The 13,129-nt window shown below is 55.0% G+C and carries 14 protein-coding genes; 11 read left to right on the forward strand and 3 right to left on the reverse strand.

The window, feature by feature from the left end; genetic code table 11:
• Positions 1–2 precede the first annotated feature (2 nt).
• Together NDQ72_05565 and NDQ72_05570 are read right to left on the reverse strand one after the other, a co-directional pair.
• Positions 3–692 (reverse strand): 2OG-Fe(II) oxygenase, encoded by a 690-nt coding sequence (locus tag NDQ72_05565; GenBank protein WKD29419.1) that lies wholly within the window; start codon positions 690–692, stop codon positions 3–5.
• Positions 689–1,348 carry a CoA pyrophosphatase gene (locus NDQ72_05570; protein ID WKD29420.1) on the reverse strand — a complete coding sequence of 220 codons (660 nt, stop codon included), beginning with the start codon at positions 1,346–1,348 and terminating at the stop codon, positions 689–691. Before NDQ72_05570 ends, NDQ72_05565 begins: the two co-directional genes overlap by 4 nt.
• A gap of 94 nt (positions 1,349–1,442) precedes the next feature.
• Here NDQ72_05570 and NDQ72_05575 point away from each other — a divergent pair, with 94 nt between their 5' ends.
• Positions 1,443–2,000, forward strand: coding sequence for an NUDIX hydrolase (locus tag NDQ72_05575; GenBank protein ID WKD29421.1), 558 nt, complete (start codon positions 1,443–1,445; stop codon positions 1,998–2,000).
• A 60-nt stretch (positions 2,001–2,060) separates the two neighbouring features.
• On the opposite strand, the gene NDQ72_05580 is transcribed toward NDQ72_05575, so the two are convergent.
• Positions 2,061–2,372, reverse strand: a complete 312-nt coding sequence (locus NDQ72_05580) for an NGG1p interacting factor NIF3 (GenBank protein WKD30353.1) — start codon at positions 2,370–2,372, stop codon at positions 2,061–2,063.
• Between the two features lie 95 nt (positions 2,373–2,467).
• Here NDQ72_05580 and NDQ72_05585 point away from each other — a divergent pair, with 95 nt between their 5' ends.
• The 10 genes from NDQ72_05585 to xylB all read left to right on the forward strand — a co-directional run bounded on the left by NDQ72_05585 (position 2,468) and on the right by xylB (position 13,126).
• Entirely contained in the window at positions 2,468–3,424 is a 957-nt protein-coding gene (locus NDQ72_05585) for a sugar-binding transcriptional regulator (protein ID WKD29422.1), read from the forward strand.
• A 251-nt stretch (positions 3,425–3,675) separates the two neighbouring features.
• Entirely contained in the window at positions 3,676–4,998 is a 1,323-nt protein-coding gene (locus NDQ72_05590; GenBank protein WKD29423.1) for a sugar ABC transporter substrate-binding protein, read from the forward strand.
• Between the two features lie 80 nt (positions 4,999–5,078).
• A complete protein-coding gene (locus NDQ72_05595) occupies positions 5,079–5,969 on the forward strand; it encodes a sugar ABC transporter permease (protein ID WKD29424.1) in 891 nt (296 codons plus the stop codon).
• A gap of 32 nt (positions 5,970–6,001) precedes the next feature.
• Entirely contained in the window at positions 6,002–6,856 is an 855-nt protein-coding gene (locus NDQ72_05600) for a carbohydrate ABC transporter permease (protein ID WKD29425.1), read from the forward strand.
• Positions 6,857–6,867: 11 nt separating this feature from the next.
• Positions 6,868–8,025 (forward strand): sn-glycerol-3-phosphate ABC transporter ATP-binding protein UgpC, encoded by a 1,158-nt coding sequence (gene ugpC / locus NDQ72_05605; protein WKD29426.1) that lies wholly within the window; start codon positions 6,868–6,870, stop codon positions 8,023–8,025.
• Positions 8,022–8,720 carry an HAD-IA family hydrolase gene (locus NDQ72_05610; GenBank protein ID WKD29427.1) on the forward strand — a complete coding sequence of 233 codons (699 nt, stop codon included), beginning with the start codon at positions 8,022–8,024 and terminating at the stop codon, positions 8,718–8,720. The genes ugpC and NDQ72_05610 overlap by 4 nt, the downstream gene beginning before the upstream one ends.
• Positions 8,704–9,489, forward strand: coding sequence for an L-iditol 2-dehydrogenase (locus NDQ72_05615; protein ID WKD29428.1), 786 nt, complete (start codon positions 8,704–8,706; stop codon positions 9,487–9,489). The genes NDQ72_05610 and NDQ72_05615 overlap by 17 nt, the downstream gene beginning before the upstream one ends.
• A 7-nt stretch (positions 9,490–9,496) precedes the next feature.
• The gene (locus NDQ72_05620) at positions 9,497–10,117 is read left to right on the forward strand and encodes a nucleoside/nucleotide kinase family protein (GenBank protein ID WKD29429.1); all 621 of its coding nucleotides are present in this window, start codon (positions 9,497–9,499) and stop codon (positions 10,115–10,117) included.
• Positions 10,118–10,154: 37 nt separating this feature from the next.
• Positions 10,155–11,642, forward strand: coding sequence for a mannitol dehydrogenase family protein (locus tag NDQ72_05625; GenBank protein ID WKD29430.1), 1,488 nt, complete (start codon positions 10,155–10,157; stop codon positions 11,640–11,642).
• Entirely contained in the window at positions 11,642–13,126 is a 1,485-nt protein-coding gene (xylB, locus tag NDQ72_05630; GenBank protein WKD29431.1) for a xylulokinase, read from the forward strand. Before NDQ72_05625 ends, xylB begins: the two co-directional genes overlap by 1 nt.
• Positions 13,127–13,129 lie beyond the last annotated feature (3 nt).

Genomic DNA, 13,129 nt, shown 5'->3' on the forward strand with positions numbered 1-13,129 from the left:
TTTCAACGCGCCGGGTCGAGCACGCCATCCAGCGAGGCATTACGCCTAAACCAGCCAGCGATGCTGGCACGCGGACGCTGGGTTGGCAGCACCTCGTGGGGAATGGTTTCGGATAAAAAGCAGGCAAACGTCCCAGCTTCAGGCACTACGCGGGCGACTTCCAAAGAAGGGGTGTCGGGGTGATAAATGACCATCTCTCCGCCGCCATCCAAGGGCCACTCAGGGTTTAAGTAACCGACGGTTGAAATAACTCGGTTAGCTCGCCCTCGAAAACTGTCTAAGTGGCGTTGATAAAATGCACCTGGCGGGTAGTGGGCAAAGTGAGCTTCATACTCAAACAATCCCAGGAAAAGCGCTTGATTGAGCGATAGCTGGAGTTCTGCCATGGCGTCAAGGTAGCGGCGCTGGGCTGCGCTTTCTCTATCTAACCAGTGAATGGCATCGCCGCGAATATCTTTGCGAAGGTGATGTTCTTTGCCGCGGCCAATGCCAGCTTCATCAAGCACATCGTGTTCGGCCATATGGTTCAGCTCTCGGTGCAGCGCTTGGCAAAGATCAAGGTCTATCACGTTGTTACCCACGTACCAGCCTTGCTCAACGAGCGCATCAACCAGTGCAATATGGGCGATAGGGTTGATCGCTGGAGGGCTACTGCTATTGGGTAAAGAGTTTGGCGCTGCAGAGGCAATCATTTCATGGTTCTCTTAGTCGGCATGCGAGTTGCTTTTGGTAGGCGACTGCTTCTCTCTGGAAAGTGACGCAACGCCCCTGGTGGGCGCTGGTAAAGGTCAATTGGCATGCCAAACCCTTCCGCCAGTAGTTCTACCAGCATCATGGCAGAAAGCCCCCAAATCACGTGACCGTCGACTTGGTAGCTAGGTACGTAGTGAGCAACACCATCTACCGTTATGACATCGGTGTGGGTGCGCTTGTCGTCTAGAAAATGGCTGAGTGGCACTTCAAAAATGGTGTCTAATTCTGAGGGATCTGCTGCCAGCGGTAAATCTGGCGGAATAATGCCGACCCATGGCGTGACTCGGATGCCATGTAGCGAAATAACGTCTGATAACCTTCCCAAGGGTTGTACAAAGGAAGGCGCTAGCGCAATCTCCTCTTGTGCCTCGCGAAGAGCCGTAGCATAGAGGTCAGCATCGCAGGCCTCGCGTTTGCCGCCGGGAAACGCGACTTGGCCACTGTGAGTGCTGAGATGGCTCGCTCGCCGTGTAAACAGCAGCGTGGGCGATGGACGCTCAACAATAGGCATTAGCACGGCAGCCTCGGGCATTACAACGTGGTCTAGCCGTTGGGGGGAGTGCTGTTGCAGTTGTTTGCGCAGTTTCTCTAACATAGGGCTTCCATTTGCTTTGTTCTCTTTTACCCAGCAGCGGTTATTGACGTCAAGTACGTTAAAGCCTTGCCCCATCAGCCGTAGAGAAAACGCGATGAATTTTTGTAGTCAGTGTGGTGAAAAAGTCCGTTTTGCTGTTCCTGAAGGCGATGACCGTTCGCGCTATTTATGCGATGCCTGTGGCACTATTCATTACCAGAACCCGCGTATTGTGGCGGGTACGTTGCCAGTGATTGACGATAAAATATTGCTGTGTAAACGAGCGATTTCTCCGCGTAAAGGGTATTGGACGCTACCCGCGGGTTATATGGAAAACGCCGAAACCACTCAGCAGGCCGCCGCACGCGAGACCTGGGAGGAGGCCGTTGCAGAGGTCAAGCTGGAGGGGTTATACACGCTTATTGATCTACCTCATATCAATCAAGTGTATATGATTTTCCGAGCAGAGCTTCTCGGTGGTTTTAGCGCAGGCCCTGAAAGCTTGGAAGTAGCGCTGTTCGAAGAGCATGAAATTCCTTGGGACGAGCTTGCTTTTCCAACGATTGAGCGCACGTTACAGCACTTTTATGAAGACCGTAAAAATGCCCACTACCCGCTGCACATCAGCTCAATTACCCCTGAAGATAGGGAGCGATATTTTGGCAGTGCCTAAGTTTTATTACTGTTTAGGCGTTGCTAGCAGGGTGATCTATTAAAGCCTTGTATTGCTGAATTACAGGTCGGCCAATTGCCAAACATCATAGGCCACCTCTTCATAGGGGTGGGCTAACTTCAATGCCGCAATCGCTGCCCGTATATACTCATCGCGGCAAACAAGCTCCACCTTCACTTCTTCGACAGTTTCAAGTGATCCTACGTGTCCAATATGGGGGTGCGCAGCCTCTAGCGGGCGGAACTGGCCGGTACCGCGGGTTTGAAAACAGCAGGCTTCATAATCACCAAGTCGGCCAGCGCCTGTCTCAAAGACCGCTTCTTTAACACTCTCGGCATCTTCAACGGGAACAAAAAAAGCAAGCTTGTACATAGTCATCTTTATCCTTATTAATAAACCATGGCGCAAGAGCCCTAGTGAAGGCGTTGTGCGACAATATTTCAAATTATAGGGCAGTGAGTGTGTCAATGGATAAGTTTGAGGTGAAGCTTGATCAGGCGGCCAGAGCCGCTTGGATGTCTTATGTCGGTGGTATGACTCAGGATGAAATTGCCAACCAGTTAGGGGTTTCTCGACCCGGTGTCCAGCGCCTGTTAGCGCTCGCAAGGCAAGAAGGGTTGGTAAAGGTCCATATTGACCATCCTATTTCTACCTGTATGACATTAGGCAGCGTGCTTCGCGATCATTTTGGCTTGGCATATTGCGATGTTGTGCCCGCCGATAGCCAGGCACCTGAAAATGCTGCGTATTATTTAGCTGTTGCAGGTGCTGAGCGGATGGCTCGTTTGGTGGAGCGCAGCGATCCATTAACGCTGTCTTTGGGGACTGGGCGCTCGGTTAGGGCTGCGGTAGAGGCTCTTAGCCGTATTGAGCGGCCCCAACATCGCTTTGTTTCTTTGGTGGGTAATGTTGCCAGGGATGGTTCGGCTAACCGCTACGACGCGGTCATGCTGCTGGCGGATAAAACGGGCGGCGAGCGCTTTTTACTACCTGCACCCGTGGTAGCGGAGTCGTTAGTCGAGAAAGAGGCCATGCTGACACAGCGCCTGTTTAAAGCGATTGCCGATGTGGCGAGAGAATCTGAAGCTGCCTTTATTGGGGTCGGCAGAATCGATCGGCAAGCCACGCTGTTTCAAGACCACTTCATCAGCGAAAGTGAGCTAGATGAGCTATTGAGCCTTAAAGCGGTAGGTGAGTTGCTGGGCTGGCCGCTTAACGATCAGGGAGAGGTGATTGATTGCTCAATAACACGGCGAGTGACCAGCTTGCCTCTAGAGCGGTTCGGTAAGCATCTTATGGTGGCAATAGCGGGTGGGCACGATAAAGCGCCCGCCATACGGGCAGCATTGCGAGGAGGCTGGTTAAAAGGATTGATAACGGATGAAATTGCGGCGAGACAAATCGTTAACACTATTGCTCAATGATTTATAGCGCAGTGCAACATGCAAATAGCTGAATGAATTAGCATAAAGTCTAAAAGAGTAGGCTTTGCTTTTTTTTGGCTTTCGTACGATCATTTGATCGACAGTTGATCAATTTGATCAAATTGACTGTGGTGCCAATAGCTACATTGCCAATAACCACAGTCCTTAATAACGACAGCCCTAATAACGACAGTTCCAGTAATCGCTGTGCCGATAAAAACAATACCAATATTTGCCAAGAGGAAAGCTGTATGCGTCTTGCCCGTCATTTACCCGTCACGACCCTAGCGGCCGCTATTGCGGTAGCTGGCCAAGCCCACGCTCAAACAGAAATCACCGTTGCCACGGTAAACAATAACGATATGGTCATCATGCAGAGCCTGACCGATGCCTTTGAGCAAGCGCACCCGGATATCACTCTGGACTGGGTCGTGCTTGAGGAGAATGTGCTGCGTCAGCGTATGACCACGGATATTGCCACCGGTGGCGGTCAGTTCGATGTGATGACTATCGGTACTTATGAAGTGCCCATCTGGGCAGAGCGTGGCTGGCTTGAGCCGCTGGAAAACTTGCCCGATGACTACAATGAAGATGATTTGCTGGCATCGGTACGCGATGGCCTAAGCCTAGATGGCACGCTGCACGCTCTGCCGTTCTATGCGGAAAGCTCCATGATGTACTACCGCACCGACCTGTTTGAGCAGGCTGGCATCGAGATGCCAGCGCAGCCAACCTGGGAGCAGGTGCGCGACTGGGCCGAGCAGTTACACGGTAGCGAAGAGAACCTGGCAGGTATTTGCTTGCGCGGTAAGCCGGGGTGGGGCGAGAACATGGCCTTTGTCTCGACGCTGGTGAACACCTTTGGCGGCCGCTGGTTTGATGAGCAGTGGAACCCGGAGCTTAACTCTGAGGCCTGGAACAATGCGCTTGCGTTCTATGTTGACCTGCTAAGCAACTACGGTCCGCCCGGTGCCAGCTCCAACGGCTTTAACGAAAACCTAGCGCTCTTTTCTCGTGGGAACTGCGCCATGTGGGTTGATGCCACCTCGGCAGCAGGCAAACTCTACGATGAAAACGAGTCTGACGTAGCAGGTACGCTAGGTTTTGCGCCAGCCCCAATCGCGGAAACCCCTAAAGGCTCTCATTGGCTGTGGTCCTGGGCGCTGGCGATTCCCGCTTCCTCAGAGCACAAAGAAGCAGCACAGCAATTCATTACCTGGGCGACTTCACAGGAGTACGTCGAGCTTGTTGGCGAAACGAACGGCTGGACCAGCGTACCGCCGGGGACTCGTGAATCCACCTACGCCAACGAGCAGTACGTTGATGCCGCGCCATTTGCTGATTTTGTGCTTAACGCCATACAAGAAGCTGATCCTACCGACTCCAGCCTAGAGCCAACCCCCTATGTCGGCGTTCAGTTTGTAGGTATTCCTGAGTTCCAGTCGATTGGTACGCAAGTGGGCCAAACGATTGCCGCCGCCCTGACCGGAGACACCTCAGTAGCTCAGGCGCTTGATAGCGCTCAGCGAGCCACAGAGCGCACCATGCAGCGGGCAGGCTACATCGAACGTTAATGCACTCTTACGTCTGCCCGGTTATGTGGGCAGGCGTATTTCAGTGGTTCTAGCAGGTCTGTTTTCTTGTAGGTGTTTCCATGAATAGAACACGTGCTTCTGGCCGAACGGTCGGTGGGCTAAGAACGCTTTCGCTTCAAGCGCCCGCGGTATCGCTGCTGCTGCTCTGGATGATCGTGCCCCTGGGCATGACGATCTGGTTCTCTTTTCAGCGCTATAACTTACTCATGCCAGGGATGACCGGCTTCGCCGGGCTGGAAAACTATGAATACTTGCTGACTGACCCTGCGTTATGGTCGGCGATGGGCACCACCCTATTACTGGTAGGGTCGGTACTGGTGGTTACCGTGGTGGGCGGCACGCTGCTCGCGGTGCTGTTCCAGCAAGAGTTTGCTGGGCGTGGCATCGCCCGCGTGCTGGCGATTTCTCCCTTCTTTGTCATGCCAACGGTGAGCGCGCTGGTATGGAAAAACATGATGATGCACCCCTCTAATGGGGTGTTAGCGTGGCTGGCGCAGTCGCTAGGGCTGCCTGCACTGGACTGGTTCTCATCGCTACCACTGACGTCCATCATCATTATTGTGTCGTGGCAGTGGCTGCCGTTTGCACTACTGATCCTGCTCACCGCCATGCAGTCGCTGGATGAAGACCAGGTGGAAGCAGCGCGCATGGATGGTGCTGGGCCACTGGCGATTTTCTTCTTCATTACGCTGCCGCACCTAAAGCGTGCCATCAGCGTGGTGATCATGATTGAAATGATCTTCTTGCTGACGATTTTTGCTGAGATTTTTGTCACCACCTCCGGCGGGCCGGGACTCGCGACCACTAACTTAGCCTATTTGATCTATATCCAAGCGCTACTGGATTTCGATGTGGGCTTGGCCTCAGCGGGTGGGGTGATCGCCATCATTCTCGCCAATATCGTCGCGATTTTCCTTGTCCGTATGGTCGCTAAGAACTTAGAAGACTAACCCCGGTGACAGGGCGTCTTGGGAGCATTTCAATGACACTTCATCGTAATAGCGTCGCGCCAGCTAACGCTCGCTCGTTGCCCATCAGGCAACTGGTCTTAACTCTAGTGGGCTGGTCGATTGCCCTGATTATCTTTTTTCCCATCCTGTGGATGGTGCTGACCGGATTTAAAACCGAAACGGCAGCGATTGCAGATCCAAGCTTTATCTTTTCCCCCACGCTTGAGAGCTATCAAGCCGTTCAGGCACGCTCGGGCTATGCGCGTTTTGCGCTAAACAGCGTCGTCGTGGCGTTTGGCTCGACTTTTTTAGCACTGCTGATTGCCATTCCATCGGCGTATGCCATGGCCTTTTTGCCGACTAAGCGCACCAAGGGCACGCTGCTCTGGATGCTGTCTACCAAAATGCTGCCACCTGTCGGTGTCTTGGTACCTATCTATTTGATTTTCCGAGATGTGGGGTTGTTGGATACCCGTACCGGGCTAATCATTATTTACACCCTGATGAATCTGCCCATCGTGGTATGGATGCTCTACACCTTCTTCAAGGATATGCCCAAAGACATTCTGGAAGCTGGCAGGATGGACGGCGCGTCCACTCTGCAGGAGGTGTTTTTCCTGCTGCTGCCGCTAACGTTGCCGGGCATCGCCTCTACCGGGCTGCTTTCAGTGATTTTGAGCTGGAACGAAGCGTTCTGGAGTCTCAACTTGACCTCGTCGAAAGCGGCACCGCTGACCGCTTATATTGCCTCGTTCTCAAGCCCTGAAGGGCTATTCTGGGCCAAGCTTTCAGCGGCTTCCACCATGGCAATCGCCCCCATCCTGATCCTCGGCTGGATGACCCAAAAACAAATGGTGCGCGGCCTGACCTTTGGCGCCGTCAAGTAAAGGAGTTCCCCATGGCAACCTTACAACTGAAGAACATTATCAAACAGTTTGGCGACACCAAGGTCATCAAAGGCATTGATCTCGAGGTGAACGACCGCGAGTTCGTGGTGTTTGTTGGCCCTTCGGGCTGTGGTAAATCCACGCTGATGCGCATGATCGCGGGCTTGGAGAGTGCAAGCGACGGCGACATTCTGATCGATGGTAAGCGAATAAACGATGTGGGCCCCGCCGACCGGGGCTTGGCCATGGTATTCCAGAGTTATGCGCTATACCCGCACATGACGGTTGAGGGCAACATGGGCTTCAGCATGCGCCTGGCTGGAGTACCCAAAGAGGAGCGCCGCGCCAAAGTATTGGAGGCGGCCAAAATTCTGCAGCTGGAGCCGCTATTAGATCGTAAGCCTAAAGCGCTCTCCGGTGGACAACGCCAACGGGTGGCGATTGGCCGGGCGATTGTGCGTAACCCTAGTATCTTTCTGTTTGACGAGCCGCTCTCCAATTTGGATGCGGCGTTGCGGGTGCAGATGCGCATTGAGCTGGCACGGCTGCATGAAGAACTAGATGCCACGATGATTTACGTCACCCACGATCAGATAGAAGCCATGACCATGGCCGATAAAATCGTTGTGCTACACGATGGCGTGGTGGAGCAGGTGGGCTCGCCAATGGCGCTCTACCACCATCCGCGCAATCGCTTTGTGGCAGGCTTTATTGGCTCACCGAAGATGAATTTTCTACCGGTGACGTTGACCGACGTAACGCCTGAAGGCGTAGCGATTCGTCTGCCCGGCGGCGGTGAGCGCAGTGTGCCGGTCGACGGTGGGCACCTGGATGCTAACGCCACCCTTGAGCTGGGTGTTCGCCCAGAACACTTGGTCCTTGATGAGCAGGGGCCGCTGAGTGGGCAGATAAAAGTGCTTGAGCGCCTCGGAGGTCAAACCTCGCTCTACGTTCAAATGGATGATGAGCTGATCACTATTATGGCTGATGGTGACGTTGCCTACCGAGTCAACGATAGCGTGCGTTTTGGTTTTGCCCCCGAGCGCGCCCATCTGTTTGACGCAAGCGGGCTAGCCCTACCTAGCCTGCAGCAGCACCCGCTAGCAAGCCTGACCCGACAAGATAATCGCGCGGCTACGGAATCAGCCTCTCCGGGGGAGCAGGTATGAAAGTGCTGATTTTTGATTGTGATGGCGTTCTGGTGGATAGCGAAGCACTCGCTGAAGAGACTCTGGAAACCCACCTTGGGCAGTGGCTACCGGATCTGGATATCCCGACACTACTTAGCCAAGCCCTGGGTATGACGACGGCCAATATCCTCCAGCACCTGGAACAGTTAAGCCGTCACTTGCTGCCGCCCGATGCCGCTGAGCTGGTTGATAGCGCCATTGAGGCGCGCTTGGCGAGGGAATTAACCGCCATTGCAGGGGTGCATGCCGCCGTCAGCGGGATCGACTTACCTAAGGCCGTGGTGTCGAACAGCCGCCGTTGTCGCGTACTGGCATCGCTCGCCACTACCCAACTGGACGGCGCGCTGGGCGATGTGCCGATTTTTACCGCTGAGCAGGTCGAAAACCCCAAACCGGACCCCGCTATTTATCACTTAGCGGCCAGTTCTCTTGGCTGCTCACCCAGCCGCTGTCTGGTGGTAGAAGATAGCGTGGCAGGGGTAACCGCTGCTTATGCTGCAGGCATGCGAGTGATTGGTTTTGTGGGGGCGAGTCATATAGATGAACAACAGTCCTCACGGCTACTGGCGGCGGGCGCTTGGCGAATTTTGCCCCATATGCGCGGACTTCACGCTTTAGTAGACGAGTGGCAATCCCATTTGCAAGGACAAGATAACAATGAAACTGCTCAATAAACGCGCCGTCATCACGGGTGGTGCCCGGGGTATCGGTTTAGCCATTGCTCAGCGCTATCTCGCCGAAGGGGCGAAGGTCATTGTGGCCGACATCGATGCCCATGCCATTGACGATGCGCTCGCCACGCTGCAACAAGACGCTGGCGCCGAGCGCGTGATGGGTGTCGTGTTGAACGTGTGCGACCAAGCCTCGATCAACGCCATGGTGGCGAGCGTTACCGAGCGATTTGGCGGGATCGATATTTTAGTCAATAACGCCGCGGTGTTTGATATGGCACCGGTGCTCGAGGTGACAGAGGCCAGTTTTGACAAGCAGTTTGCGGTGAATACCAAGGGGCTATTTTTTACCCTACAGACAGTGGCTCGCGCCATGGTGGCACAAGGCCAAGGAGGTAAAATTATTAATATGTCGTCTCAGGCAGGCCGACGGGGCGAGCCACTCGTCAGCGTTTACTGTGCGAGTAAAGCCGCTGTGATTAGCCTGACCCAGTCCTGCGGGCTGGATTTGATCAAGCACCGTATTAACGTGAACGGCATTGCACCGGGGGTAGTGGATACGCCGATGTGGGAAGAAGTCGATGCACTGTTTGCACGCTATGAGAACCGACCGCTGGGCGAGAAAAAGCGTTTGGTGGGCGAGTCTGTACCCTTTGGGCGTATGGGATTGCCGGAAGACCACACGGGGGCCGCCGTGTTTCTTGCTAGTCAGGATAGTGACTATGTCGTTGCCCAGACGCTCAACGTCGATGGTGGCAACTGGATGAGTTGATACGCCTATGACCCCTGATCTTGTTTCGTTAAGCCACCAACTGTTGGATGCCGCCGAAGGCAAAGCACGTTTTATGGTTGCCCTGGCGGGCCCACCTGGAGCAGGCAAGTCTTATCGCAGCGCGCTGTTATGCGATGCCATTAATCAGCAGCGGCCGGGGCAGGCAGCCGTGGTGCCGATGGATGGCTACCACTTCGATAACGCCGTGCTAGGTGATGAGCAACTGCCAGTGAAAGGCGCGCCGCACACGTTCGATGTTGATGGCTTACACCATGACTTAGTGCGCATTCGTCGCGCCGACCAATCGGTAGCGGTGCCGGTGTTTGACCGGCCGCTGGATCTCGCTCGAGCTGCAGGGCGGTTGATTACTCCAGCGCAGCGCATTGTGATTGTGGAAGGCAATTACCTGCTGTTGGATCAAGAGCCCTGGCGGGCGCTGTACAAGCTGTTCGATTGGACGCTGTTTATCGATGTGGACGATGCCGTACTGGTTGAGCGATTGGTGAATCGCTGGCTGTGCATGGGCCAAGATCATATCGGCGCTCTCGAGCGCGCTCATCAAAAAGACATGCTTAACGCTGAACTTGTAAAAAGCGGCAGCGTGCCAGCTGACCAGCGCTGGCGCTAGGGCGCGGCGTGGCTAACAAATGACCCGGAGAGTGACGATGACCCAGCTTAATAATCACAACATGGGTGCCCTCAGCGCGGCGGTTGAGACGCCTACTTATGATCGGCAGGCCGTGACGCCAGGCATCGTGCATATTGGCGTCGGTGGTTTTCATCGTGCCCATCAGGCGATGTACCTGGATGCGCTAATGAACCAGGGGGAGGCGCTTGAATGGGGCATTGTGGGAGTGGGAGTAATGCCCGGCGATAAGCGTATGCAGCAGGCCCTTGCTGCGCAAGACTACCTCTATACGCTCGTGGTGAAACACCCCGACGGCGAGTATCAGCCCCGTGTGATCGGCAGTATGGTGGATTACCTGTTTGCGCCAGAAGACCCCGAAGCGGTGATCGAAAAAATGGCCGATCCTACCATCAAGATTGTGTCGCTCACCGTGACGGAAGGTGGCTACAACTTCCATCCGGTGACTGGAGAGTTCAATCTGGATTCTCCACAGGTGCGTGATGATCTCGCTCACCCAGAGCAACCGTCCACCAGCTTTGGCTTAGTGGTGGAAGCCCTAGTTCGTCGTCGTGCACGGGGCATTGCACCTTTTACGGTGATGTCCTGCGACAATATTCAAGGTAACGGTGACGTGGCCAAACGCATGTTCAGTGCCTACGCCCGTGCTCGCAGCGCAGGGCTTGGCGACTGGCTAACTGCCGAAGTGGCGTTTCCCAATGCCATGGTGGATCGTATCACGCCAGTGACAGCGCCCACGGATATTGAAGAGCTGGCCCAGCGGTTTGATGTTGAGGATGCCTGGCCAGTGGTATGCGAGCCCTTCAGCCAATGGGTGCTCGAAGATCACTTTCCCCTGGGGCGCCCGGCGCTTGAGAAAGTAGGCGTTCAACTTGTCGATGATGTAGAGCCTTATGAGCTGATGAAGCTGCGCCTGCTCAATGCCAGCCATCAGGCACTCGCTTACTTTGGCTACTTGGCAGGCTACCGCTACGCCCATGAAGTGTGCCAAGACCCGCTGTTTGTCGAGTTTTTGCTGGGCTATATGCGTGAAGAGGGCACGCCTACGCTGGCGCCAGTACCAGGGGTTGATTTAGAAACCTATCGGCTGACCCTGATTGAACGCTTCGCCAACCCGCAAATTAAAGACACTCTGGCACGGCTATGTGCTGAAAGCTCTGATCGCATTCCCAAATGGCTCGTGCCGGTGATTCGCCAGCAACTTTCTCAGGGGGGGGAGATTGAACGTAGCGCCGCCGTGGTCGCCAGCTGGGCACGTTACGCTGAAGGCGTCGATGAGCAGGGAGAGGCTATCGATATTGTGGACCGTCTGCGTGAGCCATTGATGACGATTGCCACTAACAACCGCACGTACCCCGCTGCGTTTGTCGAGAACCGCGAGCTGTTTGGTGACTTGGCTGATCAGCCTCGCTTTCTAAACGCTTACCTAAAGACATTGACGTCACTGCATGAACGGGGAGCACGGGCTACTCTTGAGACTCTGGTCGCGTCCAAAGGAATGTTGTGATGTATATCGGGGTAGATTGCGGTACGCAGAGTACCAAAGTCGTGGTGGTAGATGTGGAGCGTGGCGTCATCCTGGGTGAAGGCAGTCGTCCTCATAGCCTAGACGAGGGAGAGCATGGCCGCCGAGAGCAGGCGCCAGCAGAGTGGCTAGCAGCGCTCAAAGGGGCTTTTTTTCAAGCGCTTGAGCGTGCTGGCATTGATGCCAAGCAGGTGCGGGGGATTGGCGTTTCCGGACAGCAGCACGGCATGGTGGCACTGGATGCGGATGGTGTGCCGGTGTATCCCGCCAAACTGTGGTGCGATACCGAAACCAGTGCTCAAAACAGCGATTTAGTCGACCGACTAGGCGGTGAAGCGGGCTGTCTGGAGAAGCTGGGTCTGGTGTTACAAACTGGTTATACCGCGTCTAAAGTGGCGTGGCTGCGGGAGCAACACCCTGACGCCTACCGGCGTATAGCCACTCTGCTACTGCCCCACGACTACCTCAACTTCTGGCTGACCGGTGAGCGGGTCACTGAAGCGGGGGATGCCTCGGGCACCGGTTATTTCGATACCCGTGCCCAATGCTGGCAGAAAGAGGTATTTGCAGCCATTGCGCCGGAGCTTGACCCAGGCCGTGTGTTGCCTCGTCTTATCCAGGCGCACGAGCCAGCAGGGCGAGTGCGCCCGCTAGTGGCGCAAGAGTTGGGGCTTCATGATGATGTGGTGGTGTCTTCTGGCGGCGGCGACAACATGCTGGGCGCAATTGGCACCGGTAATATTACTCAGGGGCTGGTGACGCTTAGTTTAGGGACCTCCGGCACGGTGTGCGCTTATTCACCTAATTCGGTGGTGTGCGACAGCGCTATGGTGGCCAACTTCTGTGCCAGTCACGGTGGCTGGCTGCCGTTAATCTGCACTATGAACGTTACCTCTGCGACTACCCGCGTGCGTGAGCTGTTTGGACTGGATTTAGCTACCTTCAGTGAGCAGGTGGCAAGCGCCCCGATTGGGGCCGACGGAGTGGTTGTATTGCCGTTTTTTAACGGCGAACGGGTACCGATGCTGCCCAATGCGACTGGTGATTTTCTTGGTTTGACCAGCCTTAATATGACTCAAGCTAACCTCTGCCGAGGGGTGATGGAAGGCGCTACCTTTGGCCTGCGCTATGGCTTGGAACTATTAGGTGATCTAGCTGACGGCACCAGCCAGATTAGGCTGATTGGCGGCGGTGCCAAGAGCCCAGTCTGGCGGCAAATGGTGGCTGACATTACTAATACCCAGGTAATCTGCCCAGAGATTACCGATGCCGCCGCGTTAGGGGCGGCCATTCAAGCGGCTTGGTGCGACTTACATCAGGAGGGGGTGACCCTGGCATCGCTCTGTGAGCGCTTGGTGCACCTGGATGCCACTTCCCTTGCCGACCCTGATGCTGAGCGTGTTTCTGCTTATGAGGTGATTTATCAGCGTTATCGCGAGGCGCTTGCTCAGCGTCATAACGTTTAATAA

This window comes from Halomonas sp. KG2, from assembly GCA_030440445.1.
In the GTDB taxonomy this organism is placed as follows: Bacteria; Pseudomonadota; Gammaproteobacteria; order Pseudomonadales; family Halomonadaceae; genus Vreelandella.

Bases quoted from the DNA above. Each gene is read 5' to 3' on its own strand.
- NDQ72_05615 (WKD29428.1), top strand. From the start codon at position 8,704: ATGAAACTGCTCAATAAACGCGCCGTCATCACGGGTGGTGCCCGGGGT.
- NDQ72_05625 (WKD29430.1), top strand. From the start codon at position 10,155: ATGACCCAGCTTAATAATCACAACATGGGTGCCCTCAGCGCGGCGGTT.
- NDQ72_05595 (WKD29424.1), top strand. From the start codon at position 5,079: ATGAATAGAACACGTGCTTCTGGCCGAACGGTCGGTGGGCTAAGAACG.
- NDQ72_05585 (WKD29422.1), top strand. From the start codon at position 2,468: ATGGATAAGTTTGAGGTGAAGCTTGATCAGGCGGCCAGAGCCGCTTGG.
- NDQ72_05620 (WKD29429.1), top strand. From the start codon at position 9,497: ATGACCCCTGATCTTGTTTCGTTAAGCCACCAACTGTTGGATGCCGCC.
- NDQ72_05580 (WKD30353.1), bottom strand. From the start codon at position 2,372: ATGTACAAGCTTGCTTTTTTTGTTCCCGTTGAAGATGCCGAGAGTGTT.
- NDQ72_05610 (WKD29427.1), top strand. From the start codon at position 8,022: ATGAAAGTGCTGATTTTTGATTGTGATGGCGTTCTGGTGGATAGCGAA.
- NDQ72_05565 (WKD29419.1), bottom strand. From the start codon at position 692: ATGATTGCCTCTGCAGCGCCAAACTCTTTACCCAATAGCAGTAGCCCT.
- NDQ72_05600 (WKD29425.1), top strand. From the start codon at position 6,002: ATGACACTTCATCGTAATAGCGTCGCGCCAGCTAACGCTCGCTCGTTG.
- ugpC (WKD29426.1), top strand. From the start codon at position 6,868: ATGGCAACCTTACAACTGAAGAACATTATCAAACAGTTTGGCGACACC.
- NDQ72_05590 (WKD29423.1), top strand. From the start codon at position 3,676: ATGCGTCTTGCCCGTCATTTACCCGTCACGACCCTAGCGGCCGCTATT.
- NDQ72_05575 (WKD29421.1), top strand. From the start codon at position 1,443: ATGAATTTTTGTAGTCAGTGTGGTGAAAAAGTCCGTTTTGCTGTTCCT.
- NDQ72_05570 (WKD29420.1), bottom strand. From the start codon at position 1,348: ATGTTAGAGAAACTGCGCAAACAACTGCAACAGCACTCCCCCCAACGG.
- xylB (WKD29431.1), top strand. From the start codon at position 11,642: ATGTATATCGGGGTAGATTGCGGTACGCAGAGTACCAAAGTCGTGGTG.